Here is a 24,945-nt window from a genome sequence, read left to right as displayed (position 1 = left end):
AGACAAGGCATGGCAGAACAGGGATACGACCTGATCGTCGTGGGCTCGGGCGCGGGCGCCCTGCTCGGCGCCATCCGCGCGCAGGAGCAGGGCCTCAGGACCCTGCTGGTGGAAAAGGCCGGGCTGTTCGGCGGCACCTCGGCGATATCGGGCGGCGGCATCTGGATTCCGCTCAACTACGACCAGCAGCGCGTGGGCGTCGCGGACGACCTGGAGGCCGCGTTCTGCTACATGCGCCGCTGCGTGCGCGGCATGGCCAGCGACGACCGCGTGCTGGCCTATGTGGAAACCGCCAGCAAGATGGCGGAGTACCTGCACCGCATCGGTATCCCGTACCGGGCGATGGCCAAGTATGCGGACTACTACCCGCACATCCAGGGCGCGCTGCCCGGCGGCCGCACCATGGACCCGGTGGACTACAACGCCGCCCAGCTTGGACTGGAGGCGCTGGAGACCATGCGGCCGAGCCTGCCGAGCACCCTGATCTTCGGCCGCATGAGCATGAACGCCTTCGAGGCGCACTCCATGCTGTCGCGCGAGCTGAAGTCCCGCTTCTCGCTGGTGGGCACCATGCTCAAGTACTTCCTCGACTACCCCTGGCGCGGCAAGACCCGGCGCGACCGGCGCCTGACCGGCGGCCAGGCCCTGGTGGCCGGCCTGCTGGCGGCGGCGCACAAGGCCGGTGTCGAGATGTGGCGCAACGCGCCGCTGAAGGAACTGGTGCAGGACGCCTCGGGCCGCGTGACGGGCGCCGTCATCGAGAAGGACGGCGTGTGCGTGCCGGTGCTGGCGCGCTGCGGCGTGCTGCTGGGCGCGGGCGGCTTCGAGCGCAACCAGGCCATGCGCGAGCAGTACCTGAACCAGCCCAGCCGCGCCGAATGGACGGCGACGCCCGCCGGCTGCAACACCGGCGACGCGCACCGCGCCGGCCAGGCTGTGGGGGCGCAACTGCACCTGATGGACTGGTCCTGGGGCGTGCCCACCATGGACGTGCCGGGCGAGCCGTCGTTCCGCGGCGTGTTCGTCGAGCGCTCGCTGCCGGGTTGCATGGTGGTCAATGCGCGCGGCCAGCGCTTTCTCAACGAGTCCGGGCCGTACCCCGAGTTCCAGCAGGCCATGCTGGCCGAGGAGGCCAAGGGCAACGGCGGCGTGCCGGCCTGGATCGTGTTCGACGCCGATTTCCGCGCCAAGAACCCCATGGGCCCGCTGATGCCGTCCTCGGCCGTGCCCGACGGCAAGCTGCCCCCGGACTGGCTCGGCAAGGTCTACTGGAAGGCCGACACGCTGGAAGCGCTCGCCGCCCAGATCGGCGTGGATGCCGCGGGCCTGGCGGACAGCGCCCGCCGCATGACCGACTACGCCGCGACCGGCAAGGATCTGGACTTCGACCGCGGCGGCAATGTGTTCGACTGCTACTACGGCGACCCGCGCCTGAAGAACCCCAACCTCGGCGCCATCGCCAAGGGCCCGTTCTACGCCATGCGCCTGTGGCCCGGCGAGATCGGCACCAAGGGTGGCCTGCTGACCGACCGCGAGGCGCGCGTGCTGGGCGAGCAGGGCCAGGTCATCGAGGGCCTGTACTGTGTGGGCAACAACTCGGCCTCGGTCATGGGGCCGGCCTATGCGGGCGCCGGCTCCACGCTGGGGCCGGCGATGACCTTCGCCTTCCGCGCCGTGGCCCATATGCTGGGCCGGCCGCTGGCGCTGGAAAATCCGCAACTGCTGAACCAGCCTGCTTGAACGTGGAGCAAGCCATGGCAGCTCCATCCAGGCAGCAGACCAGCACCGTCAACCCCGTGGGCGCGGCGCTGCAGGTGCGTTCCGCCGATGAGATCCGCTGGTCGGACTCGGCCGACGTGGTCGTGGTCGGCTGGGGCGCGGCCGGCGCCTGCGCCGCCATCGAGGCCCGCGCCCAGGGCGCCGAGGTGCTGGTGATCGACCGCTTCGGCGGCGGCGGCGCCAGCGCGCTCTCGGGCGGCGTGGTCTATGCCGGCGGCGGCACCCGCTACCAGCGGCAGGCCGGCTACGAAGACACGCCCGGCGCCATGGCCGACTACCTGCGCCACGAGGTCAACGGCGTGGTCAGCGATGCCACGCTGGCGCGCTTTTGCGACGACAGCATCGCCAATCTGCAGTGGCTGGAGCAGCAGGGCGCGGGCTTTGGCGCCACCATGCCCGACCACAAGACCTCGTACCCGCCCGACGGTGTGTACCTGTACTACTCGGGCAACGAGGCCGTGCCCGCCTACGGCAACCCCGGTGCCAAGCCCGCGCCGCGCGGCCACCGCGTGGTGGCCAAGGGGCAGTCGGGCGCCGCGCTGTTCGCGGCGCTGCGCCAGTCCACGCTGGCCCACGGCGCGCGCACGCTGACGCAGGCGCGCGTGCAGGGCCTGGTGTGCGAACAGGCCACGGGCCGCGTGCTGGGCGTGGAGGTGGTGGTGCTGCCCGCGGGCGACGCGCGCACCGCGCGCCACAAGAAACTGGATGAATTGGTCGCCAAGTGGCGGCTGTACCAGCCGGTGCGCGCCCAGGCGGCGCGCGAGGAGGCCGCGCGCATCGAGGGCGAGATCGGCGAGCGGCGCTTCATCCGCGCCACCCGCGCCGTGGTGCTCTCCACGGGCGGCCATGTCTTCAACCCCGAGCTGGTCGCGCAGCATGCGCCGGCCTATCAACAGGGCTGGCCCCTGGGCGCCGCGGGCTGCGACGGCTCGGGCCTGCGCCTGGGCCAGTCCGTGGGTGGCGTGGGGCAGGACCTGGGCAATATCTCGGCCTGGCGCTTCATCACGCCGCCAGCGGCCTGGCCGCGCGGGCTGGTGGTGAATACGCGCGGCGAGCGCTTCTGCAACGAACAGGTCTACGGCGCCACCTTGGGCTACGAGATGGTGGAAAAGCAGGGCGGCAAGGCCTGGCTGGTCATCGACAAGCGCCTGCGCTGGCAGGCCACGCGGCAATGCCTGTTCGGCGGGCTGTGGGCCTTCCAGTCGCTGCCCGCGCTGATGCTGATGTACCAGTCCGCGGTCAAGGGCCGCACGGCGACCGAGCTGGCCGAAAAGATCGGCGCCGACGCGGCCACGCTGCAGCGCCAGATCGACGAGGCCAATGCCGCCGCGCGCGGCGAGCGCGAGGACGCCCTGGGCAAATCCACCGACCTGCGCCACGAATTTTCGAGCGGCCCGCTGTGGGCCATGGACATCTCCATCGGCCAGAAGCTCTTCCCGCTGCCCGTGCTCAGCCTGGGCGGCCTGCAGGTCAACGAGGACAGCGGCGCCGTCACCGACGCGGCCGGGCGCGACATCCCCGGCCTGTACGCGGCCGGCCGCACGGCCATAGGCGTGGCCTCGTCGCGCTACATCAGCGGCCTGTCGCTGGCCGACTGCGTTTTCTCGGGCCGCCGGGCCGGCCGGGCTGCGGCCGCCGGCCAGCCGGCCTGAACCAAAGGTATGACCATGAGCAGTGAAGCAAACACCGCCTCGCGCTACCACCCGCTGCGGGTGCGCGCGGTGATCGACGAAACCCACGACGCCAAGTCCATCGTCTTCGAGGTGCCCGATACGCTGGCCGAGCAGTTCCGCTACCGGCCGGGCCAGTTCCTCACGCTGCGCCTGCCCATCGACGGGCGCCATGTGCCGCGCTGCTATTCCATGTCCAGCGCACCGGCGCTGGACGATGCGCTGCGCGTGACCGTCAAGCGCGTGCCCCAGGGGCGCGGCTCCAACTGGGTCTGCGACCAGGTGCGCGTGGGCGACGCCATCGAGCTGATGCCGCCCTCGGGCCTGTTCACGCCGCGCGACCTGGCGCAGGACTTCGTGCTCATGGCCGGCGGCAGCGGCATCACGCCGGTGTTCTCCATCCTGCGCACGGTGCTCAAGCGCCACCAGGGCAAGGTGGCGCTGTTCTACGCCAACCGCGACGAGCAATCGGTCATCTTCAAGCAGGACCTGCAGTACCTGGCGGCCGAGTTTCCCGAGCGCCTGCAGGTCGTGCACTGGCTCGACTCGGTGCAGGGCACGCCTTCGCAGAAGCAGCTCTCGGCCTGGGCCAGGCCCTGGCTGGCCCAGGCGGGCCAGGCCTTCATCTGCGGCCCCGGCCCCTTCATGGATGCCGCCCAGGCGGCGTTGATCGCCGCCGGCATGCCCGACGAGCAGGTGCATGTGGAGCGCTTTGTCTCGCTGCCCGACGAGGAAACCCTGGAGCAGATCAACCAGAATGCCGCGCGGCCGGTGGCCGACGCCGTCGACGAGGCCGTGGTGCAGCTGCGCCTGGATGGCGAGGAGTACGAGTTCCGCTGCGGCGGCAACGAAACCATTCTCGAAGCCGGCCTGCGCGCCGGCATCAACGTGCCGTTTTCCTGCCAGGCGGGCATGTGCGCCACCTGCATGTGCAAGCTGGAAGACGGCAGCGTGCACATGCGCCACAACGAGGTGCTCGATGAAAAAGACCTGTCCAAGCATTGGGTGCTGTCCTGCCAGTCGGTTCCCACCAGCGAGAAGCTGCGCGTCAAATTCCCGGAGTGAGCACCATGACTGACAACAACCCCCATCCCACGGCCCAGACCCTACCCGGCGTGCTGGCCGCCGCCGCGCTGCGCTTTGCCGACCGCGCGGCCGTGGTGGAAAACGGCCAGGTCATCAGCTACCGGCAGCTGCAGCAGCTCAGCCGCCTGGCCGCCCGCGCACTGATGGCACTGGGCGTGCAGGCCGGCGATCGCGTGGCCGTGTGGGCGCCCAACCAGAGCGAATGGATCATCGCCGCCTGTGGCGTGCATGCGGCCGGCGCCGTGCTGGTGCCGCTCAACACCCGCATGAAGGGCGCCGAGGTGGCCGACATCCTGGAACGCAGCCGCACCCGGGTGCTGGTGAGCGTGGGCAGTTTCCTCAACCTCTACTACCCCGACCTGCTTGAAGGCCAGCGGCCCGCGACGCTGGAGCACCTGGTGGTGCTGGGCGATGAGGTGAAGCCCAGCGCCGACCTGGGCTGGGTGCAGTTCCTGGAGCGGGCTGGGCAGACGCCGGCCGAAGACCAGCTGCAGCGCGAGGCCCAGGTCCGGCCGGATGATACGGCCGACCTGATGTTCACCTCGGGCACCACCGGCCGGCCCAAGGGCGTGATGTGCGCGCACCGCCCCACCATCGAGGCGTTCACCGCCTGGGCCGAGGTGGTGGGCCTGCAGGAGAACCACCGCTACCTGATCGTCAACCCCTTCTTCCACACCTTCGGCTACAAGGCCGGCTGGGTGGCGGCGCTGCTGCGCGGCGCCACCGTCTACCCCGAGCAGGTGTTCGAGGCCGAGGCCATCCTGCGGCGCATCGCGGCCGACCGCATCAACTTCCTGCCCGGCCCGCCCACGTTGTTCCTGACCATGCTGGAGCACCCCAAGCTCGGCGCATTCGACCTGGGTTCGCTGCAGGCCACGGTCACCGGCGCGGCCAGCGTGCCGCCCATCCTGATCCGCCGCATGCGTGAGGAGCTGGGCTTCGGCAAGGTGACCACGGCCTACGGCCTGACCGAGTGCGGCGGCGTGGCCACGCTGTGCGACCCGGCCGACGACGTGGAGACCGTGGCCCAGACCTGCGGCAAGGCCCTGCCGGGCACCGAGCTGCGCTGCGTCGATGCGCAGGGCCGGCCGGTGGCCACCGGCGAGGCCGGCGAGGTGCTGCTGCGCGGCTACCACATCATGCAGGGCTACTTCGAGGACGAGCAGGCCACGCGCGAGGCCATAGACGCCGACGGCTGGCTGCACACCGGCGACGTGGGCGTGCTCGACGGGCGCGGCTACCTGCGCATCACCGACCGCCTCAAGGACATGTTCATCATGGGCGGCTTCAACTGCTACCCGGCCGAGATCGAGCGCATGCTGGCCAACCACCCCGACGTGGCCCAGGTCGCCGTGCTGGGCGTGCCCGACGAGCGCATGGGCGAGGTGGGCTGCGCCTGCGTGGTGGCGCGCGGCGGCGTGACGCTGGACAAGCCGGCCTTCATCGCCTGGTGCCGGGCCAACATGGCCAACTACAAGGTGCCGCGCCATGTGCTGCAGCTGGACGGCCTGCCGGTGAACGCCTCCAACAAGGTGCAGAAGCGCGACCTGCAGCAGACGGTGCGGCAACTGTTGGGCGCAGCCGACGCGGGAGCCCGGCTTCCCGCCTGAGGCGGCGCTGCAACAGTCGTTTTTTTATAGCTATTGGCGTAGTCCCCATGCCATCTGCGTGGGGGAACGTGGATAATCCGGCGCTATCGCGGCCGTTGTCGCCAGGGGGTGGCAATGGGCTCGCAGGAGATTGCCGTCCATGCTTGCGTTCATTCTGCGCCGACTGATACAGGCCGTCATCGTGATGGTGGCGGTCGCGTTCATCTCGTTCCTGCTGTTCCAGTACGTGGGCGATCCGGTGGCCATCATCCTGGGCCAGGACGCCACGCCGCAGCAGATCCAGCAACTGCGCCAGGCGCTGGGACTGGACCAGCCCTTCTTCGTGCAGTTCTGGCATTTCCTGCTGAATGCCGCGCACGGCGAGTTCGGCATCAGCCTGCGCCAGGGCGCCAAGGTGTCGTCGCTGATCGCCGACCGCTTCCCGGCCACGCTGGAACTGGCCCTGGTGGCCGCCGTGCTGGCGCTGGCCGTGGGCGTGCCCATGGGCGTGTACGCGGCGCTCAAGCGCGGCACGGTGCTGAGCCAGGTGTTCATGACGGTGTCGCTGCTCGGCGTGTCGCTGCCCACCTTCCTGATCGGCATCCTGCTGATCCTGGTGTTCTCGGTGCACCTGGGGTGGTTCCCGAGCTTCGGGCGCGGCACGGTCACGCAGCTGGGCTGGTGGAGCACCGGGCTGCTGTCGGCCAAGGGCTGGCACCACATCGTGCTGCCGGCCGTCACGCTGGCCATCTTCCAGCTCACGCTCATCATGCGCCTGGTGCGCGCCGAGATGCTCGAGGTGCTGCGCACCGACTACATCAAGTTCGCCAAGGCCCGCGGCCTGCGCGACCGCAGCATCTACTTCGGCCATGCGCTGAAGAACACCCTGGTGCCGGTGATGACCATCACCGGCCTGCAGCTGGGTGGGCTGATCGCCTTCGCCATCATCACCGAGACGGTGTTCCAGTGGCCCGGCATGGGGCTGCTGTTCATCCAGGCGGTGACCTTCGCCGACATCCCGGTGATGGCCGCCTACCTGTGCCTGATCGCGCTGATCTTCGTCGTCATCAACCTGGTGGTGGACCTGCTGTACTTCGCGGTCGATCCGCGCCTGCGCGCGGAGCGGGGAGGGCATTGACATGCTGGCTCCGCGCTACTCTGCGGCCGGGCGCGTGTTCGGCCACATCGTGCAGTACCACCCCGAGCTGACCGCGTTCCGCCGCGACCTGCACGCCCACCCCGAGCTGGGCTTCGAGGAGGTCTACACCGCCTCGCGCGTGGCCAAGGCGCTCGAACTCTGCGGCGTGGACGAGGTCCACACCGGCATCGGCAAGACCGGCGTGGTCGGCGTCATCCGCGGGCGCCAGGACAGCGCCGGCCGCATGATGGGCCTGCGCGCCGACATGGATGCGCTGCCCATCAAGGAGGGCAGCGACTGCAACTGGAAGTCCGTGCGCCCCGGGCTGATGCACGCCTGCGGGCACGACGGCCATGTCTCGATGCTGGTGGGCGCGGCGCGCTACCTGGCCGCCACGCGCCAGTTCGACGGCACGGCGGTGCTGGTCTTCCAGCCCGGCGAGGAGGGCTTCGCCGGCGCGCGCGCGATGATCGAGGACGGATTGTTCGAGCGCTTCCCGGTGCAGTCGATCTACGCCATGCACACCTGGCCGGCGATGCCCGAGGGCACGATCGGCCTGAACTCCGGGCCGATGATGGCGGCGTCCGACCGCATCCGCATCGAGCTGACCGGCAAGGGCGGGCATGGCGCCCATCCGTACCAGACCAACGACGTGCTGCTGGCCTCGGCGCACCTCATCACCGCGATCCAGACCATCGTCTCGCGCAACGTGCGGGCGCTGGACAGCGCCGTCATCAGCCTGTGCGCGATGGAGGCGGGCGACATGGGCGCCTTCAGCGTCACCCCGGGCTCGGCCGCGATGGTGGGCACGGTGCGCACCTTCAGCACTGAGGTGCAGAGCCTGGTCGAGCGCCGCCTGCACGAGCTGAGCCAGTCCATCGGCCAGGCCTTTGGCGTGACGGTGCAGCTGCACTACGAGCGCATGTACCCCGCGACCATCAACACCGCGCGCGAGGCGCAGTTCGCCGGCGACGTGGCCCAGCTGCTGGTGGGCGCCGAGCACGTGGTGCGCGACCTGGTGCCGAGCATGGGCGCGGAGGACTTTTCCTTCATGCTGCAGCAGCGGCCGGGCGCCTACCTGCGCCTGGGGCAGGCGGGGGGCGAGGGCTTCCACCCGCTGCACAGCAACCAGTTCGACTTCAACGACGACGTGCTGCCGCTGGGCGCGGCGCTGCACGCCAGCCTGGTGGAGCGCGGCATGCCGCTGAACCAGCCCCAGGCCTCATAAGACAACAGGAGAGAGTGGATGAAAACCTTGGTGACGCGCTGGCTCGACAGCGATGTGGGCTACAGCTTCCGCCGCTCGCCCACGGCCATCATCGCGGCCGCTATCGCGGCGGTGTGCGTGGTCTGCGCGGTGTTCGCGAACTGGATCGCGCCGCACAACCCGTTCGACCTGACCACGCTGGAGCTGAGCGACGCGCGCCTGCCGCCGGTGTGGATGGAGGAGGGCAGCTGGAAGTACATCCTCGGCACCGACGACCAGGGCCGCGACATCCTGTCGGCGCTGATGTTCGGCGCGCGCATCTCGCTGATCGTCGGGCTGGCGTCGGTGGCGCTGTCGGTGGTGGTGGGTGTGGCGCTGGGGCTGCTGGCGGGCTTCAAGGGCGGCTGGATCGACAGCGTGCTGATGCGGCTGTGCGACGTGATGCTGTCCTTCCCCGCCATCCTGATCGCGCTGCTGATCGCCGGCATCGGCCGCGCGGTCTTCCCCAACGCCGACGAATCCATGGCCTTCGGCGTGCTCATTGTCTCGATAGCGCTCACCGGCTGGGTGCAGTATGCGCGCACGGTGCGCGGCTCCACCATGGTCGAGCGCAACAAGGAATACGTGCAGGCCGCGCGCGTGACCGGCGTGCCGCCCATGCGCATCATGACGCGCCACGTGCTGCCCAACGTGCTCGGGCCGGTGATGGTGCTGGCCACCATCCAGGTGGCCACGGCCATCATCACCGAGGCCACGCTGTCCTTCCTGGGCGTGGGCGCGCCGCCGACCTCGCCGTCGCTGGGCACGCTGATCCGCGTGGGCAACGACTACCTGTTCTCGGGCGAATGGTGGATCGCCATCTTCCCCGGCATCATGCTGGTGCTGATCGCGCTGTCGGTCAACCTGCTCGGCGACTGGCTGCGCGACGCGCTGAACCCGCGCCTGCGCTAGTACAGCTATTCAAAAAAGTGAGCTGCTGGCGCTCATCCATAAAAGGATTCAGGTTAATTTCTATCTGAATGCCGCATACAACAATCGCAAGCAGCTATGGTTTTCACACTATTGCACAGACGGTGACCCACGATGGCATTGCTGGAAGTCAAGAATCTGGTGGTGGAGTTTCCCACCCGTCGCGGCGTGCTGCGCGCGCTGGACGACATCTCGTTCTCGATCGCGCCCGGCGAGATCCTGGGCGTGGTCGGTGAATCGGGCGCGGGCAAGTCGCTCACCGGCGCATCCATCATCGGCCTGCTGGAGCCGCCGGGGCGCGTGGCCTCGGGGCAGATCCTGCTCGAAGGCCGGCGCATCGACAACCTGCCGCACGAGCAGATGCGCGAGGTGCGCGGCCGCCGCATCGGCGCCATCTTCCAGGACCCGCTGACCTCGCTGAACCCGCTGTACACCGTGGGCCGCCAGCTGATGGAGACCATCCAGACCCACCTGGGCCTCTCGAAGGCCGAGGCGCGCGAGCGCGCCATCCAGCTGCTCAAGGACACCGGCATCCCCGCGGCCGAGCAGCGCATCGACCACTACCCACACCAGTTTTCGGGCGGCATGCGCCAGCGCGTGGTGATCGCGCTGGCCCTGGCGGCCGAGCCGCAGCTCATCGTGGCCGACGAGCCGACCACGGCCTTGGACGTGTCCATCCAGGCGCAGATCATCACGCTGCTCAAGAACATCTGCCGCACGCGCGGCGCGGCGGTGATGCTCATCACCCACGACATGGGCGTGATCGCCGAGACCTGCGATCGCGTCGCCGTGATGTACGCCGGCCGCGTGGCCGAGATCGGCCCGGTGCACGAGGTCATCAACCACCCCTCGCACCCCTACACGCGCGGCCTGATGGCGGCCATCCCCGACATGGAGGGCGAGCGCGAGCGCCTGTTCCAGATCGACGGCGCCATGCCGCGGCTCAACGCCATCCCCACCGGCTGCGCCTTCAACCCGCGCTGCGGCCAGGTCTTCGACCGCTGCCACGAGCAGCGCCCCGACCTGATGCCCGCCGGCGCCACCCAGGCCGCCTGCTGGCTGCATGCGCCCGATTCCGTGGCGCCCGGCGCCAACGCCGCCACCAGCGAGGAGCCCGCATGAAACCCACGACCCCCGCCGCGCCGCTGGTGCAGGCCCGCGACCTGGCCAAGACCTTCGACGTCTCCGCCCCCTGGCTCAACCGCGTGCTCGAACGCAAGCCGCGCAGCCTGCTGCACGCCGTCGACGGCGTGAGCTTCGACATCGAGAAGGGCAAGACGCTGGCCCTGGTCGGCGAGTCCGGCTGCGGCAAGAGCACCGTCGCGCGCCTGCTGGTGGGGCTGTACGCGCCCACGCGCGGCAGCTTCGCCTTCGACGGGCAGGACGCGCACGCCGCCTTCCGCGACCCCAAGGCCAGCGCCATGCGCCGGCGCGTGCAGATGATCTTCCAGGACCCATACGCCAGCCTCAACCCGCGCTGGACGGTCGAGGACATCATCGGCGAGCCGCTGCGCGAGCACGGCCTGGCCACCAATGTCGAGCAGCTCAAGGCCCGCGTGGCCGAGCTGCTGGTGCAGGTGGGCCTGGCGCCGCTGGACATGGCCAAGTACCCGCACCAGTTCTCGGGCGGCCAGCGCCAGCGCATTTCGATTGCGCGCGCCCTGGCCACCGAGCCCGAGTTCCTGGTCTGCGACGAGCCCACCTCGGCGCTCGACGTCTCGGTGCAGGCCCAGGTGCTCAACATCATGAAGGACCTGCAGCGCCAGCGCGGGCTCACCTATCTGTTCATCTCGCACAACCTCGCCGTGGTGCGCCATGTGAGCGACCAGGTCGGCGTGATGTACCTGGGCCGCCTGGTGGAGCTGGCCGACAAGGCCGTGCTGTTCTCGGCGCCGCGCCACCCCTACACGCGCATGCTGCTCGACGCCATCCCCAAGATGCACGACACCGGCAAGGCGCGCACGCCGGTGCAGGGCGAGGTGCCCAACCCGCTGAACCCGCCCAGCGGCTGCGCCTTCAACCCGCGCTGCCCCCACGCCAACGACCGCTGCCGCAGCGAGCGCCCGCAGCTCCTCGACGACGGCGGCGTCAAGGTCGCCTGCCACGCGGTGGAGGAAGGGCGCATCGCGCTGCAGCCGGTGGCGGCATAGCGGCTGGCGGCTTCCGGCCGGGCTCCATCACCGAAGGAGGAAGGAATGAAGCTGAGAAGACGCGAAACCCTGGCCGTGGTGTCGGGCCTGGCCGCCTGGCTGCCGCCGGCCGCGCCGGCCTGGGCGCAGACGCGGACCCCGGCCCAGACCGAAGGCCCGTACTACCCCAGCCGCTCCATGCGCGGCAGCGACCAGAACCAGGACCTGGTGAAGATCGACGGCGCGGTGCGCGAGGCCGGCGGCGAGATCATCCAGCTGAAGGGCCGCGTGTTCGCCGCCGACCGCTCGCCCGCCGCCGGCGCCCGCGTCGAGATCTGGCAGGTCGACACCCACGGCCGCTACCTGCACACCGGCGACTCCAACCCTGCCGCGCGCGACGCCTACTTCCAGGGCTTCGGCCAGGCCGTCGCGGACGCCCGGGGCGCCTTTCGCTTCCGCACCATCAAGCCGGTGCCGTATCCCGGGCGCACGCCCCACATCCACGCCAAGGTCTTCCACCAGGGCCGCGAGCTGACCACGCAGTTCTACATCGCAGGCCATCCGCTGAACGCGCAGGACTCGATCTGGCGCCGTCTCGGCCCCGTCGGGCAGGAGGCCGTGGCCATGCGCTTTCGCCCCGGTGCGGACGGCGAGAAAACCACGGTGGATATCTACCTGTAGGTGGGGGAGGGCCGACCGGGCCGGCGCCTAGTGCCTGGCTTGCGAGCCCGGAACGTACCGGCGCCAGTCCCGCGGCACGGCGATGGCTCGGCCCACGAAGGGCCCGAGCACGACCAGGGCGAAGCAGGCGGTGGCCACCGGCAGCGAGGCCTTCCATCCGAAGCAATAGGTCAGGAAGTTCAGCAGGCCAACCCCCAGCAGCAGCACGGGAAGCACGGCCTTTTCGAAGGGATGCGGATTTTCCTGGAGCGCGCCGCCGCAGGACGGGCACTCCAGATGCCAGCGCAAGGCCAGCCAGCGCGACTCGCCGCGCAGCGGGATTTTCCGGGGCCTTTGCCGCGACAGGTCGGCGCTGCAGAGGGGGCAGGCGTGGTTCATGGATGCTCGTGGACTCGTGTGGGGGCGCTGCCTCTGGAGGGTTCTTCAAAAATTCATTGAAAAACAAACATGAGATGCTATGTTTTTTGATGGTTTCATCCGGGTAAGGTGTGCGTATCATTTCCAGCGTCAAGCTGGAGGTGAAGATACAGAACGGAGTGGCCATGTCCAAGTTTGAAGCCAATCGCCATTGATTTCCAGGAGGGAGCTTGCAATGGGGAAGACAGTCACGAACGTGTTGGTGTCGGCGAGCCTGTCGCTGTCGGCTGCGGCCTGGGCGGCGCGCGATTTCACGCCCCAGGCAGGGACCTGGGTGGTGGATGCCGAGCTCAATGGCCAGCCGGGCCGCGGGCTGGGCATCGAGGTGCGCGGCAATGCCCTGTACCTGCAGGTGTTCAACTACCGTGCCGATGGTTCGGCGGCCTTCCACGCCGCCGCCGGCGAACTGGCGGGCCATGCCGTCACCACCACGCTGCAGCAGTACCGCGATGGCCGCTGGCTGGGTGGACCGGCGCAAAGCGGGCGGGCCGATGGAACGGCGGGCGAGGTGACGCTGCGGTTCACCGATGGCGTCACGGGCAGCATCCAGTTTCCGGGCGAGCCCGAGGTGGCGATCCGGCGCTTCGCCGTGGGCGCGGCCGCGGAGGATCCCGCCAATCCGGATCGCATTGGCCGACAGATGTCGTTGTACGCGGTGGACGAGCACCGAACCCCCGTATATGGCTGGAATGCTCACTTGCAGAGAGATGACGGGGGTGCGTACCGGCTGTCGCTTCGCGGAAAGGACAAGAGCACGCCCAACGCATGGCTGCGCTGTGTGAAGGCGCCAGCGTCGGAGCAGTGGGACTGCGAGGCCGAGGAGGGCACGGAGCCGCCCATCAGGCGCGTGCAGATTCAGCGCTTTGCCGCCGATGTCAGGGGGCAGGTGGAATGGCGCAACGGCACCCTCCAGCCCCTGTTTGGCCACCAGACCATGGTGGCTGGTGGCCTGGTCATCACGGGCTGCATGTTCATTGCGCAGATCGATGTGGCCGATGGCTATGCCTGCTTGAACGGCCGGCGCATGCCGGCGAACGGCGTGTGGATGGTGGCCGACGAGATCGATGGCGCTCCCGGCCGGGGCCTGAATGTCGATGTGCAGGATGGCATTGCGATGCTGCAGATGTTCGACTATGGCCGCGATGGCCGCTCCAGCTTCCATGCCATGGCGGCTCCGTATGAGGCGGGCTCGGTGGCCCGGGGCCCGCTGCTGCGCTACCAGCAGGGGCGCTACTTTGGCTCGGGCCCGCTGGTGGCAAGCCTGGCGGAGGATGCCGGCGAGCTGCGCCTGGCCATGGAGCACGAAAGCACGCCCGGCAGCCGTAGGCCGGGCCGGGCCACCGAGGGCACGATCACGCTGCCGGGTGAGCCCGCCAAGCGCATCACCAAGCTGACGCTGGGCATTGAGGCCAGCCTGCCCGAGCAGTTGCTGGGCTCGTGGCATATGCTCTTCCGCAGCAGCGATCCGGCGGCGAGCCGGGAGCGGGATTTCTCACGGGTGTTCAGCCTGCAGACCATTGACCATGATGGCGTGGTGTACAGCGCCGGCCGCGACGTGGCCTGCCGTGCCGATGGGCAGAACGGGCTCAATGTGCGCTGCGATGCCCTGGACGCCGCGGGGCAGGTGATCGGCCACAGCAGCTTTTTCTACGATGGCGTTTCCAGAAACGTGAACCAGGTCAAGTACAAGGACCGGTTTGGCAACTGGATGGGGATTTGATGCTATCAAAATGAAAGCTGTTTGCGCTTTCTGTTCTTGATATTCAGTGCAGTATGACGTTGATGATTAGGCGTATCAAGCGCCAAAAGCTATTTTATTCATAGCAAAAATCTTCGGCCTTGAAGGCAGCGCGGTCCCTCGCGGTGCCTACCGATGCGCAGCACCATAGCGCCCTCCGAGCAGTGCGGCATGCCCGCTCACCCCTGATTCCCGCCATACCTGCATGCGCTGGATAGTCTGCGCGCGGCGTGGATACCTGCCGGTCGCTACTTCGTTCCACCATTCGTTCCACGCAGCAACGAGCTGCGCAAGAACGACAGCGAACGGAGACAGGCATGAAGGATTTGCAAGGGAAGTGCGTCATCGTCACGGGTGGCGCGACATTGATCGGCGCGGGTGTCGTGCGGGCCCTGCGCGGCTACGGGGCGCGGGTGGCGCTGTTCGATATCGATGCCGCCAACGGCGCCCGGGTCGCCGCCGAGGACGCCGCGGCCTCGCGGTTCTGGCCGGTGGATATCACGCAGGACGAGCAGCTCGATGCGGCCGTGGCCGGCGTGGCCAGCCATTTCGGGCGCATCGACGGGCTGGTGAACCTGGCCGCTACCTATCTCGATGACGGCGCGGCCTCCGCGCGCGCCGACTGGCTCCAGGCGCTGGACGTGAACCTGGTGAGCGCGGTGATGGCCGCCCGCGCCGTGCGGCCGCACCTGAAGGCCGCGGGTGGCGGCGCCATCGTCAACCTCACCAGCATTTCCTCGAAGGTGGCGCAGACGGGGCGCTGGCTGTACCCGGTCTCCAAGGCCGCGCTGGTGCAGCTCACGCGCAGCATGGCCATGGACTTCGCCGAGGACGGCATCCGGGTGAACTCCGTGTCGCCGGGCTGGACCTGGTCGCGCGTGATGGACGAGCTCACCCACGGCGACCGCGCCAAGACCGACCGCGTGGCGGCGGACTTCCATCTGCTGCGCCGCGTGGGCGATCCGCACGAGGTCGCCGACGTCGTGGCCTTCCTGCTCTCGGGCCATGCCTCGTTCGTGACCGGCGCCGACTACGCCGTGGACGGCGGCTACTCGGCCATGGGGCCGGAGCAGGCGCAGCCGGCCATCCCGAGGCTGGCGCAGTAAAGGCCGCTTCACCGACATCCATACCAATCACTCAGGAGACATCTATGCGCAGCGTTGCAATCGTGGGGGGCGGCCAGGCGGGCCTGCCCGTGGCCTTCGGGCTGCTGGACCAGGGCTACCAGGTGACGGTGGTGACCAACCGCACGCCGGACGAGATCCGCGCGGGCAAGGTCACGTCCAGCCAGTGCATGTTCGCGCCATCGCTCGACGTGGAGCGCGGGCTGGGCATCAACGACTGGGAGGACACCTGCCCGCCCGTGGAAGGCATTGGCTTTGCCGTGCCGCACCCGGAGCAGGCAGGCGCCAAGGTCATCGACTGGAGCGCGCGGCTCGACCGGCCCGCGCAGTCGGTGGACCAGCGGCTGAAGATGCCCGTCTGGCTGGAGCAGATCGAGGCGCGTGGCGGCCGCGTGCAGATCATGGATGCCGGCATTGCCGAGCTGGAGTCGCTGGCGGACACGCACGACCTGGTGATCCTCGCGGCCGGCAAGGGCGAGGTCGTGCGGCTGTTCGAGCGCGATGCCGCGCGTTCGCCGTTCGACAGGCCGCAGCGGGCGCTGGCGCTGACCTACGTGCACGGCCTCCGGCCGACGCCGGAATACTCGCGCGTGTCGTTCAACCTGGTGCCGGGTGTGGGCGAGTATTTCGTGTTCCCGGCGCTCACCTTCTCCGGCCCCTGCGACATCATGGTGTTCGAGGGCGTGCCGGGCGGCCCGCTGGACTGCTGGAAGGACGTGAAGACGCCGGCCGAGCACCTGGCAACGAGCAAGCGCTTTCTCGACACCTTCCTGCCCTGGGAGGCCGAGCGCGCGCGCCATGTGGAGCTGACGGACGAGCGCGGCGTGCTGGCCGGCGCGTTTGCGCCCACGGTGCGCAAGCCCGTGCTGACGCTGCCGTCCGGGCGCCTGGTGTTCGGCCTGGGCGATGCGGTGGTCACCAACGACCCGATCACCGGCCAGGGCTCCAACAACGCGGCCAAGGCCGCCCAGGTCTACCTGGATGCGATCCTCTCCCGCGGCGAGCAGGCCTACACGTGCGAGTGGATGGAGCAGACCTTCGAGCGCTATTGGGACTATGCCCAGTGGGTGGTGCGCTGGACCAATTCGCTGCTCACGCCGCCGCCGCCGCATGTGCTGCAGCTGCTGGGCGCGGCGAGCCAACTGCCGACGCTGGCCTCGGCCCTGGCCAACGGCTTCAACCATCCGCCCAGCTACTTCCCGGCCTGGGACGATGCCGCCGCCGCCGGGCAGCTGATTGCCGGGCACCAGCAAGCGGTGCCGGCCGCGGCCTGAGGAGGTGCCCATGTCCGCCTGTCTTGCCATCGAAGAAAGCCGCCGGGGCGATGCCGACCCGCATCCCGACTGGGGCAGCGCCGACCTCGAGCCCCGCGCGCTGCGCACGCTGCTGGGCAGCTACCCGACCGGTGTTGCCATCGTCACCACGCGCGCGGCCGACGGCCGGCCCGTGGGGCTGACGATCAACTCGTTCGCCTCGCTGTCGCTGGAGCCGCCGCTGGTGCTCTGGAGCCTGGTGAACCATTCGCCCAGCCTGGCCGTGTTCCGCGACTGCGTGCACTTCGCCATCCACGTGCTGCCGCGCGAGCACGAGGCGCTGGCGCGGCGCTTCGCCAATCCCGCGGTCGCTGACAAGTTCGCGGAGCTGGACCTGCTGGTCTCGCCCGAGGGCGTGCCCGTGCTGCGCGGCGCGGTCACCACGCTGGTGTGCGCCAACGACCACAGCCGCCACACCGGCGACCACCTGCTGGTGGTGGGGCGCGTGGTGCGCGCCCGCAGCGCGCCGGGCACGCCGCTGGTATTCCATGCCGGGCGCTTCACCAGCCTGCATCCCATCGAGCCGGGCCCCGGCCAGCCATCCTGAGAAAGACCACGATATGAGCCAAGACAACGCCCCCGCATCCGTGCTGTCCGCGCTGGCCGCCCGGCTGGCCAGCGGCCGCATCCGGGTGGTCGACCTGACGCAGACCCTCTCGCCCTCGTTTCCGGCGCTGCAATTGCCGCCCCAGTTCGGCCAGGTGCAGGGCTTCCGCATCGAGCGCATCTCGCACTACGACGAGGCCGGGCCGGGCTGGTACTGGAACAACTTCAGCTGCGGCGAGCACACCGGCACGCACTTCGACGCGCCGGTGCACTGGATCAGCGGCCGCGACCATCCGCACAACAGCGTGGACACCATCGCGCCGGGCAACTTCATCGCGCCGGCGGTGGTGGTGGATGCCTGCGCCGAGGTGGCCGAGGACCCGGACTGGCTGCTCACCGTCGCCCACCTGCAGGCGTGGGAAGAGCGCCACGGCCGCATCCCCGCGGGCGCCTGGGTGCTGCTGCGCACCGACTGGTCGCTGAAGGCGCACGACGCCGCGGCCTTCCTCAACCTGCGCGAGGACGGCGCGCACACGCCCGGCCCCACGCAAGAGGCGGTGGAATGGCTGATCCACCAGCGCCAGGTGCATGGCTTTGGCGTGGAGACCATCAATACCGATGCCGGGCAGTCCTACGCCTGGCCCGTGGCCTATCCCTGCCATACGCTGATGCACGGCGCCAACCGCTACGGCCTGCAGTGCCTGAAGAACCTCGACCAGCTGCCGCCGCAGGGCGCGTTGATCGTGGCTGCGCCGCTCAAGATCGAAGGCGGCTCGGGCAGCCCGCTGCGCGTGCTGGCGCTGGTGGAGTGAGCCCATGGCAGGCGATACGCAGATCATCTTCGTCGGCAGCGGCATCAATTCGCTGGTGGGCGCCGCCCTGCTGGCCCTGCGCGGCAAGCGGGTGCTGGTGCTGGAGCGCAACGATCGCCCGGGCGGCTGCATCCGCACGGAGGAGCTGTTCCCGGGCTACCACCACGAGGTGATGTCGTCGTGGTACCCGCTGTTCACCGGCAGCCCCGGCTACGCGGCGCTGAAGCCGGCGCTCGCGCAGGCCGGGCTCGAGTTCCTGGTCCCCGAATACACCACGGGACTGGTCTGGCCCGATGGCCGCGGGCTCGCGCTCCGGCAAGACCTGGACGACGCCGCGCGCCGGCTCGACGCCATCGCGCCCGGCGACGGCGCGGCGCTGCAGGCCATGGCCGCCGAGCTGTTCGGGCGCGATGCGGCCCTGACCTTCGGCTTGCTGGGCGGCGATCCCTACGGCTGGCCCATGCTCAAGCTGCTGTGGTCCGAATGGCGCAGGCGCGGCACCGACGGCCTGCTGGCCTATGCGGGCAGCGCGCTGGAGAACTTCCGGCGCTGGTCGCAGCGCAATCTGCAATCGGACACCGCGCGCGCCCTCATGGCGCCGTGGACCCTGCATTCCGGCCTGGGGCCGGACGATGCCACGTCGGCCCTCATCGGCAAGCTCACCTTTGCCGCCGTCGTGAGCGGCGGCATGCCGGTGGTGAAGGGCGGCGGCAGCCAGCTGGTGCAGGCGCTGGTGCGCACCATCGAGGGGCACGGCGGCGCGCTCGTCTGCAATGCGCAGGTCGAGCGCATCGACACCGAAGGCCGGGGCAGGCGCCAACGGGCGACGGGCGTGCGCACCGCCGACGGCAGGCGCTTTACCGCCAGCGAGTCGGTGGTCTGCAGCGTGGCACCGAAACAGCTCTACGCGCAGCTGCTCGGCGACACGCCGCCCGAGCTGCGCTCGCGCGCCGAAGGCTATGCCTACGGGCGCGGTGGCATGCAGATCCATTTCGCGCTCAGCGCCCCGCCGGCCTGGAAGGAGCCCGAGCTGCTGCGCGTGCCGCTGGTGCACCTCACCGAAGGGCTGGAGCAGGTCTGCGCTTCCGTCACCGAGGCCAACAACGGCCTGCTGCCGGCGCGGCCGACGCTGGGCATCGGCCAGCCTACGGTGGCCGACCCCTCGCGCGCGCCGCATGGCGGATGGATCCTGTGGATCCAGATGCAGGAGCTGCCCGTGCGGCTGCGCGGCGATGCCGCCGGCGAGATCGCCGTGCCGGCGGACGGCCGCTGGACCGATGAGGTGCGCGAGGCCTTTGCCGACCGCGTGCAGGCGCGGCTCGAACGGGTGATGCCGGGGCTGGGCGAACGCATCGTCGGCCGCAAGGCGTATTCGCCGGCGGACCTGGAGGCCCTCAACTGCAACCTGGTGGGCGGCGACCCCTATGCCGGCGTCTGCTCGCCCGACCAGTTCTTCTGGCTCCGGCCCTTTGCCGGCAGCCGGGGGGCGCGCGGCCACCGCACGCCGGTGGCGAACGTGTTCCACATCGGTGCCAGCACGCACCCGGGGCCGGGGCTGGGCGCCGGCTCGGGCTACCGCGTGGCGCAGATGCTCGCGTAGTCCGGCCTATCCATCAACGACAAGCAAACAGGAGACAAGACCGTGAACAGCAACACCCGATTCAAACGCGCCCTGGCCGGCGCGATAGGCCTTGCCGCCGCCATCGGCGCGGCCACCAGCGCCCAGGCGACCGAAGGCGGTGGCCTCGGCGTCTACCCCGACGGGCTGGAGAACTACCTGGCGGGGGCGCTGCCGCCGCCCGGCGTGCATGTCCTGCTCTATGGCGGCGCGCTGCGCTACGACAAGCTGCGCGGCAACAGCGGCCAGTCGCTGCTGCAGGACTTCAAGGTCGATGTGAACGTGCTCGCGCCGCGCCTGGTCTGGGTGACCGACCAGACGGTGGCCGGCGGGCAGCTGGCGTTCCATGCGATTGCGCCGCTGCTGGACGTGAAGTTCCGCGCCAACGGGGCAACGTTCAAAAGCTCGGGCCTGGGCGACCTCACGCTGGGGGCGGCGCTGGGCTACCACCATTCGCCGGCGCTGCACCAGGTGGTGGGCCTGGACGTCTATGCGCCCACGGGCAGCTATCGCGCCAGCGACCCGTCCAGCCTCGGCAAGAACTACTGGACCTTCCAGCCGGTCTGGGCCCTCACCTACATGCAGCCCCAGGGCTTCAATGCCGACCTGAAGCTCATGTACGACATCAACCGCCGCAACGGCGACACGCAGACGCGCTCGGGCCAGGCGATCCATGCCGACTACGCCGCGGGCTGGGGCTTTGGCAATGGCTGGGTGGCCGGCATCGGCGGGCATGTGTTCCAGCAGGTCAGCGACGACAGCGGCCCCAACGGCGCCATGGGCAAGGCGCGGGCGGTGGGCATCGGGCCGTCGATCCGCTATGCCAACGAGAAGGGCGTGCTCTTCACCCTGAAATGGCAAAAGGAGTTCAGCGTGCGCAACCGGCCCGAGGGCCAGCAGCTGTTCGTGAAGGCCAGCATTCCCTTCTGAGCGAGTTGACTGGAGGTTTCCGCCCTGGGCCGAATAGTCCGGGGCGGATTTTTTCGAACCCCCGCCTCAGCGCCGGCGCAGGGTCTGGCTGGGCGATTCGCCGTAGCGCTGCCGGTATTCGCTGCTGAAGCGCCCGAGGTGCGCAAAGCCCCAGCGCAGCGCCACGGCGGCCACATTGCTGGCCTCGCCGGCGAGCAGCTCGCTGCGCGCGCGCTCCATGCGCAGGTCGCGCAGGTACTGCATCGGGCTCACGCCCAGGAAATCCTTGAAGCCGGCATAGAGGCTGCGCAGGCTCACGCCGGCCACGTCGGCCAGCTGCTCCACGCCCAGCGGCTCGTGCGCGTGGGCCTGCATGAAGTCCTGCGCGCGCCGCACGTGGCGCGGCAGCACGGTGCCGCAGCGCGCCGGTGCCGCTTCGCTGTGGTTGTGCCGGTGCGAGCTGAGCAGCACCAGCGTGGCGAGCTGCTCGATCTGGGCGACCAGCAGCTTGTTCTGCGCGAGGTCGGCATGCTGTGTCGTGCAGTCGAGCAGGTAGGACAGCAGGCAGCGCCAGGGCGCGCTGGCCTGCCACTGGAAGCCCAGCTCGAAGCGCAGCGGCTGCCTGAGCGGATGGCCCAGCTGGCTGGCGAGCGCGCGCTCGACCTGCGGGCGGGCGATGCGGATCATCAGCTGGTCGGCGTTGGCGCTCCAGTGCATGCGGGTTTCGTCGTCCGGGCTCAGCACCGAGGCCATCTGCTGGTTCGACTCCAGGCGCTGGCCGCCGGAGTCGATCCGCGCCTGGCCGGCCAGCGGCATCTGCACGAGGAAGAAGCTCTCGAGCGGCCCCGGCGCGATGTCCACGGAGGCGCCATAGCGCAGGCGGCTCAGGCACACGTCGCCCAGGCTGGCGTGGTACATGCGCGCATCGAGGCGTTCGCTGCCGCCGGTGGTGCGGTGCAACTGGTGGGGTTTCATGACACGGCCCACCATGGAGCGGACCTCATCCACGTCCGCCGACGCGAACAGCAGCCGGTCGGGCACGCTGGAAAAGCGCTCCACGGCCAGCGGCGCGAACGGCAAGGGCGCGGCGGAAGCAATCGGTGGCATCGGGGTTCCTTTCCAGGCAATCTGCGGCTGCGGTTGCTAGCCTGCGCGTGCATGATTTGTCATGCACTGGAGCGCTTTTTCACACCGGATCGGGCAGCTCCTCAGAGGGATTCGCGGAATCGTAAGTCGATGAGCATCAAGGGAAATCGAGGAAAACCCGCGCTTTGGCCATCCGGCAGAAAATATATGAATATTCATGCAAATACTCTCCATGATTCGGGTGGAGAGCGCAGGCGGGGAAGGTGGCCGCAACGCTAGAATTCCCGCAGGATCGGGAAATGGAAAAGGCTGCGCGCGGCATGGCAAAAAACCAGGCGTTTGTTGACAACTACCTGCCCGCGCTGCTGGGGCAGGCCTGGCACCTGGTGTCCACCGAGTTCCACGAGGTCGTGGAGCAGCAGGGGTTGTCGGTACTCGAATGGCGCGTGCTGTCCACGCTGGCCAGCCATGGCGGGATGGCGATCTCGGAGCTGGCGCAGACCACCGTGAGCAAGCAGCCCACGGTCACGCGCCTGGTTTCGCGGCTCGAGGCGCAGGGCCATGTCGAGCGCAGCACCAGCCTCGACGACCGCCGCTACACCTTGGTGCGTGTCACGCGCAGCGGCCGCCGCCTCGTCGCCGGCCTGATGGAAAAGGCCGCAGCCCACGAGCGCGAAGTGCTGCGGCCGCTCGATCCCGGGAAGGTGGCTGTGCTCAAGGAGCTGCTGCACGAGCTGATCGACCGGCATAGCCGCACCGGAGCGCGGCCCGCGGCGCCTCAGGTGTAGCGCTTGGCGCGCAGGTTGTCCTTCATCTGCTGCAGCACCGGCTGCAGCGGCTCGCCGATGCGCAGCGCCACGGCCGTGGCCAGCACGTCGATGATCAGCAGGTGCAGCAGGCGCGAGACCATGGGGCTGTAGCGGTCGTAGCCCTCGGGGTGGTCGGCGGCCAGGTGGATGTGGCAGGCCTTGGCCAGCGGCGAGCCGCTGGCGGTGATGGCGATGGTGGTGGCGCCGTTGCGCCGCGCGATCTCGGCTGCGTCCATCAGGTCGCGCGTATGGCCCGAGTTCGAGATGATGATGGCGCAGTCGCCCGGGCCGAGCAGCGTGGCGCTCATCACCTGCATGTGGCCGTCGCTGGTGGACAGCGTGATCACCCCCAGGCGGAAGAACTTGTGCTGCGCATCCTGCGCGACGATGCCGGAGTTGCCCGCGCCGTAGAACTCGATGCGCTTGCCGGTGCGCCAGGTGGCGGCGATCGAGCTGGCGGCCGCATCCAGCGCCAGCGTGCTGGCGGCGTTGCGGTACTGCAGGAAGGCGGCGACCGAGTTGTCCACCACCTTCACCAGCACGTCGCCGGTCTTGTCGTCGGCGTCCACGCTGCGGTGGATGAAGGGCACGCCCTCGCTCACGCTGCCGGCGAGCTTGAGCTTGAAGTCGGCCAGGCCGTCGTACCCCATGCTGCGGCAAAAGCGCACCACGGTGGGCTTGCTCACATGCGAGCGCGCGGCCAGCTCGCGCACCGGCAGCGTGGCGAAGGCGCGCGGGTCGGCCAGCACCAGGCGCGCCACGCGCTGCTCGGCCGGCGCCAGCGAGGGCAGGGAGGCGGTGATGCGGTCCAGCATCAGAACTCTTCCATCCAGCTGTGCCCATCGCGCGCCACCAGGGCGCTGGCGGCGCTGGGGCCCCAGCTGCCGGCGGCGTAGGGGCGGGGCATTTCGCCGCGCGTGTTGGCCTCGGCCCAGTCGTGCAGGATGGGCTCTACCCATTGCCAGGCGGCTTCCTGCTCGTCGGCGCGCACGAAGAGGTTCAGCCGGCCGCCGATCACGTCGAGCAGCAAGCGCTCGTAGGCGCCCACGCGGTGGCTGCCGAAGCGCTGGTCGAAGTCCAGGTCCAGCTCCACCGGCGACAGGATCTGTATGCCGTCCGCGCCGGGCTGGCCCTGCCCGGCGGCCATCAGGTGGAGGCTCAGGCCGTCGCGCGGCTGCAGGTGGATGACGAGGCGGTTCGCCGCGCCCAGCGGCGTGCGGTAGATGGCGTGCGGCACCTGGCGGAAGTGCACGACGATCGAGGCCTCGCGCCCCGCCAGCCGCTTGCCGGTGCGCACGAAGAAGGGCACGCCGGCCCAGCGCCAGTTGTTGATCTCGGTGCGCAGCGCGACGAAGGTTTCGGTCTGGCTGCTGGCGGGCACGCCTTCTTCCTGGCGGTAGCCGGGCACGTCGCTGCCGCCGAGCTGGCCGGCGCTGTACTGGCCGCGCACCACGTCGCGGTGGATGCTCTCGGGCGTCCAGCGCTTGAGCGAGCGCAGCACCTTGAGCTTCTCGTCGCGGATCGCGTCGGCGTGGGCGCTGACCGGCGGCTCCATGCCGATGGCGCACAGCAGCTGCAGCGCATGGTTCTGCACCATGTCGCGCAGCGCGCCGGTCTTGTCGTAGAAGGCGCCGCGCTGCTCCACGCCCAGGCGCTCGGCCATGGTGATCTCGATGCTGGCCACGTTCTCGCGCCGCCACAGTGGCTCGAAGAAGGCATTGCCGAAGCGCAGCGCCAGCAGGTTCTGCACCGAGGGCTTGCCCAGGTAGTGGTCGATGCGGAAGATCTGCCGCTCGCTGAACACCTTGCGCACGGCGGCGTTGATGCTGCGGTTCGAGGCCAGGTCGTGGCCCAGGGGCTTTTCGAGCACCACGCGGGTGTTGGCCGTGGCCAGGCCCGCGGCGCCGAGCTCTTCGCAGGCCCGGGTGAACAGCGAGGGCGCGGTGGCCAGGTACATCACCACGGTGTCGGCGTTGCGCGCGCGCAGCAGCTCGCCCAGCGCGGCGTAGTCGGCGCTGCTCGACAGGTCCATGCGCTGGTAGTGCAGCAGCTGGGCGAAGGCGGCGAACTCCTCGTCGCTCGGGCGCTTGTCGCCCTCGACCGAGGCCAGGCGCGAGCCGATCAGCGCGCGGTACTCGTCGTCGCTCATCGCGTCGCGCGCCACGCCGATGATGCGCCCGCCCGCCGGCAGGCTGCCGTGCCGGAACGACTGGAACAGCGCCGGCAGCAGCTTGCGCCAGGCCAGATCGCCGGTTCCCCCAAACAACACCAGGTCAAAGCTCATGAAACTTCCTGAAAAATTTCGTTGTTATCAATGTAACTCAG

At 69.6% G+C, this 24,945-nt stretch carries 22 protein-coding genes; 18 read left to right on the top strand and 4 right to left on the bottom strand.

The features are described from left to right. Positions 1-9: 9 nt before the first annotated feature. From ACYVKR_RS09090 to ACYVKR_RS09045, 10 genes are all read left to right on the top strand, one after another. Positions 10-1,740 carry an FAD-dependent oxidoreductase gene (locus ACYVKR_RS09090; RefSeq protein WP_460480486.1) on the top strand — a complete coding sequence of 577 codons (1,731 nt, stop codon included), beginning with the start codon at positions 10-12 and terminating at the stop codon, positions 1,738-1,740. Positions 1,741-1,754: 14 nt separating this feature from the next. Beyond that, positions 1,755-3,431: an FAD-dependent oxidoreductase gene (locus tag ACYVKR_RS09085; RefSeq protein ID WP_460480485.1), complete on the top strand. Its 1,677-nt coding sequence runs from the start codon at positions 1,755-1,757 to the stop codon at positions 3,429-3,431. Positions 3,432-3,446: 15 nt separating this feature from the next. Continuing rightward, on the top strand, positions 3,447-4,514 hold the full coding sequence (locus ACYVKR_RS09080; RefSeq protein ID WP_460480484.1) for a 2Fe-2S iron-sulfur cluster-binding protein: 1,068 nt from the start codon (positions 3,447-3,449) through the stop codon (positions 4,512-4,514). Positions 4,515-4,519: 5 nt separating this feature from the next. After that, positions 4,520-6,145, top strand: a complete 1,626-nt coding sequence (locus tag ACYVKR_RS09075; protein WP_460480483.1) for an acyl-CoA synthetase family protein — start codon at positions 4,520-4,522, stop codon at positions 6,143-6,145. Positions 6,146-6,284: 139 nt separating this feature from the next. Further along, a complete protein-coding gene (locus ACYVKR_RS09070; protein ID WP_460480482.1) occupies positions 6,285-7,262 on the top strand; it encodes an ABC transporter permease in 978 nt (325 codons plus the stop codon). 1 nt (position 7,263) lies between these two features. Then, positions 7,264-8,490, top strand: a complete 1,227-nt coding sequence (locus ACYVKR_RS09065) for a M20 aminoacylase family protein (protein ID WP_460480481.1) — start codon at positions 7,264-7,266, stop codon at positions 8,488-8,490. Positions 8,491-8,508: 18 nt separating this feature from the next. Then, positions 8,509-9,420: an ABC transporter permease gene (locus ACYVKR_RS09060; protein WP_460480480.1), complete on the top strand. Its 912-nt coding sequence runs from the start codon at positions 8,509-8,511 to the stop codon at positions 9,418-9,420. Positions 9,421-9,552: 132 nt separating this feature from the next. Then, positions 9,553-10,560 carry an ABC transporter ATP-binding protein gene (locus ACYVKR_RS09055; protein ID WP_460480479.1) on the top strand — a complete coding sequence of 336 codons (1,008 nt, stop codon included), beginning with the start codon at positions 9,553-9,555 and terminating at the stop codon, positions 10,558-10,560. Further along, a complete protein-coding gene (locus tag ACYVKR_RS09050) occupies positions 10,557-11,588 on the top strand; it encodes an ABC transporter ATP-binding protein (RefSeq protein WP_460480478.1) in 1,032 nt (343 codons plus the stop codon). Before ACYVKR_RS09055 ends, ACYVKR_RS09050 begins: the two co-directional genes overlap by 4 nt. A 45-nt stretch (positions 11,589-11,633) precedes the next feature. After that, complete coding sequence (locus ACYVKR_RS09045) at positions 11,634-12,248, top strand: dioxygenase family protein (protein WP_460480477.1); 615 nt, start codon at positions 11,634-11,636, stop codon at positions 12,246-12,248. A gap of 27 nt (positions 12,249-12,275) precedes the next feature. Here the strand turns inward: ACYVKR_RS09045 and ACYVKR_RS09040 are convergent, their stop codons facing one another. Continuing rightward, positions 12,276-12,626: a hypothetical protein gene (locus tag ACYVKR_RS09040; RefSeq protein ID WP_460480476.1), complete on the bottom strand. Its 351-nt coding sequence runs from the start codon at positions 12,624-12,626 to the stop codon at positions 12,276-12,278. 214 nt (positions 12,627-12,840) lie between these two features. On the opposite strand from ACYVKR_RS09040, the gene ACYVKR_RS09035 reads away from it, so the two are divergent. The 7 genes from ACYVKR_RS09035 (at position 12,841) to ACYVKR_RS09005 (ending at position 20,746) form a co-directional block, all read left to right on the top strand. After that, positions 12,841-14,385, top strand: coding sequence for a hypothetical protein (locus ACYVKR_RS09035; protein ID WP_460480475.1), 1,545 nt, complete (start codon positions 12,841-12,843; stop codon positions 14,383-14,385). A 335-nt stretch (positions 14,386-14,720) separates the two neighbouring features. Beyond that, positions 14,721-15,509, top strand: coding sequence for an SDR family oxidoreductase (locus tag ACYVKR_RS09030; RefSeq protein WP_460480474.1), 789 nt, complete (start codon positions 14,721-14,723; stop codon positions 15,507-15,509). A 44-nt stretch (positions 15,510-15,553) separates the two neighbouring features. After that, positions 15,554-16,801 carry a styrene monooxygenase/indole monooxygenase family protein gene (locus ACYVKR_RS09025; RefSeq protein WP_460480473.1) on the top strand — a complete coding sequence of 416 codons (1,248 nt, stop codon included), beginning with the start codon at positions 15,554-15,556 and terminating at the stop codon, positions 16,799-16,801. Between the two features lie 10 nt (positions 16,802-16,811). Continuing rightward, positions 16,812-17,387 carry a flavin reductase family protein gene (locus tag ACYVKR_RS09020; RefSeq protein WP_460480472.1) on the top strand — a complete coding sequence of 192 codons (576 nt, stop codon included), beginning with the start codon at positions 16,812-16,814 and terminating at the stop codon, positions 17,385-17,387. A 13-nt stretch (positions 17,388-17,400) separates the two neighbouring features. After that, the gene (locus ACYVKR_RS09015; protein ID WP_460480471.1) at positions 17,401-18,198 is read left to right on the top strand and encodes a cyclase family protein; all 798 of its coding nucleotides are present in this window, start codon (positions 17,401-17,403) and stop codon (positions 18,196-18,198) included. 4 nt (positions 18,199-18,202) lie between these two features. Further along, positions 18,203-19,798, top strand: coding sequence for a phytoene desaturase family protein (locus ACYVKR_RS09010; RefSeq protein WP_460480470.1), 1,596 nt, complete (start codon positions 18,203-18,205; stop codon positions 19,796-19,798). A 102-nt stretch (positions 19,799-19,900) separates the two neighbouring features. Beyond that, positions 19,901-20,746, top strand: coding sequence for a SphA family protein (locus ACYVKR_RS09005; protein WP_460480683.1), 846 nt, complete (start codon positions 19,901-19,903; stop codon positions 20,744-20,746). A 66-nt stretch (positions 20,747-20,812) separates the two neighbouring features. Here ACYVKR_RS09005 and ACYVKR_RS09000 read toward each other — a convergent pair whose 3' ends face one another. Beyond that, complete coding sequence (locus ACYVKR_RS09000) at positions 20,813-21,832, bottom strand: AraC family transcriptional regulator (protein WP_460480469.1); 1,020 nt, start codon at positions 21,830-21,832, stop codon at positions 20,813-20,815. 299 nt (positions 21,833-22,131) lie between these two features. Between ACYVKR_RS09000 and ACYVKR_RS08995 the strand changes: the two genes are divergently transcribed. Continuing rightward, positions 22,132-22,599: a MarR family winged helix-turn-helix transcriptional regulator gene (locus ACYVKR_RS08995; protein WP_460480468.1), complete on the top strand. Its 468-nt coding sequence runs from the start codon at positions 22,132-22,134 to the stop codon at positions 22,597-22,599. On the opposite strand, the gene ACYVKR_RS08990 is transcribed toward ACYVKR_RS08995, so the two are convergent. Beyond that, positions 22,590-23,435, bottom strand: a complete 846-nt coding sequence (locus ACYVKR_RS08990) for a MurR/RpiR family transcriptional regulator (protein ID WP_460480467.1) — start codon at positions 23,433-23,435, stop codon at positions 22,590-22,592. The two genes, ACYVKR_RS08995 and ACYVKR_RS08990, sit on opposite strands and share 10 nt — an antisense overlap. After that, a complete protein-coding gene (zwf, locus tag ACYVKR_RS08985; protein ID WP_460480466.1) occupies positions 23,435-24,904 on the bottom strand; it encodes a glucose-6-phosphate dehydrogenase in 1,470 nt (489 codons plus the stop codon). Before zwf ends, ACYVKR_RS08990 begins: the two co-directional genes overlap by 1 nt. Positions 24,905-24,945 lie beyond the last annotated feature (41 nt).

It is taken from the genome of Comamonas humi (assembly GCF_054782535.1).
Note: the sequence above shows the minus strand (reverse complement) of the source record. Positions and strands in the feature narration are given on the sequence as shown.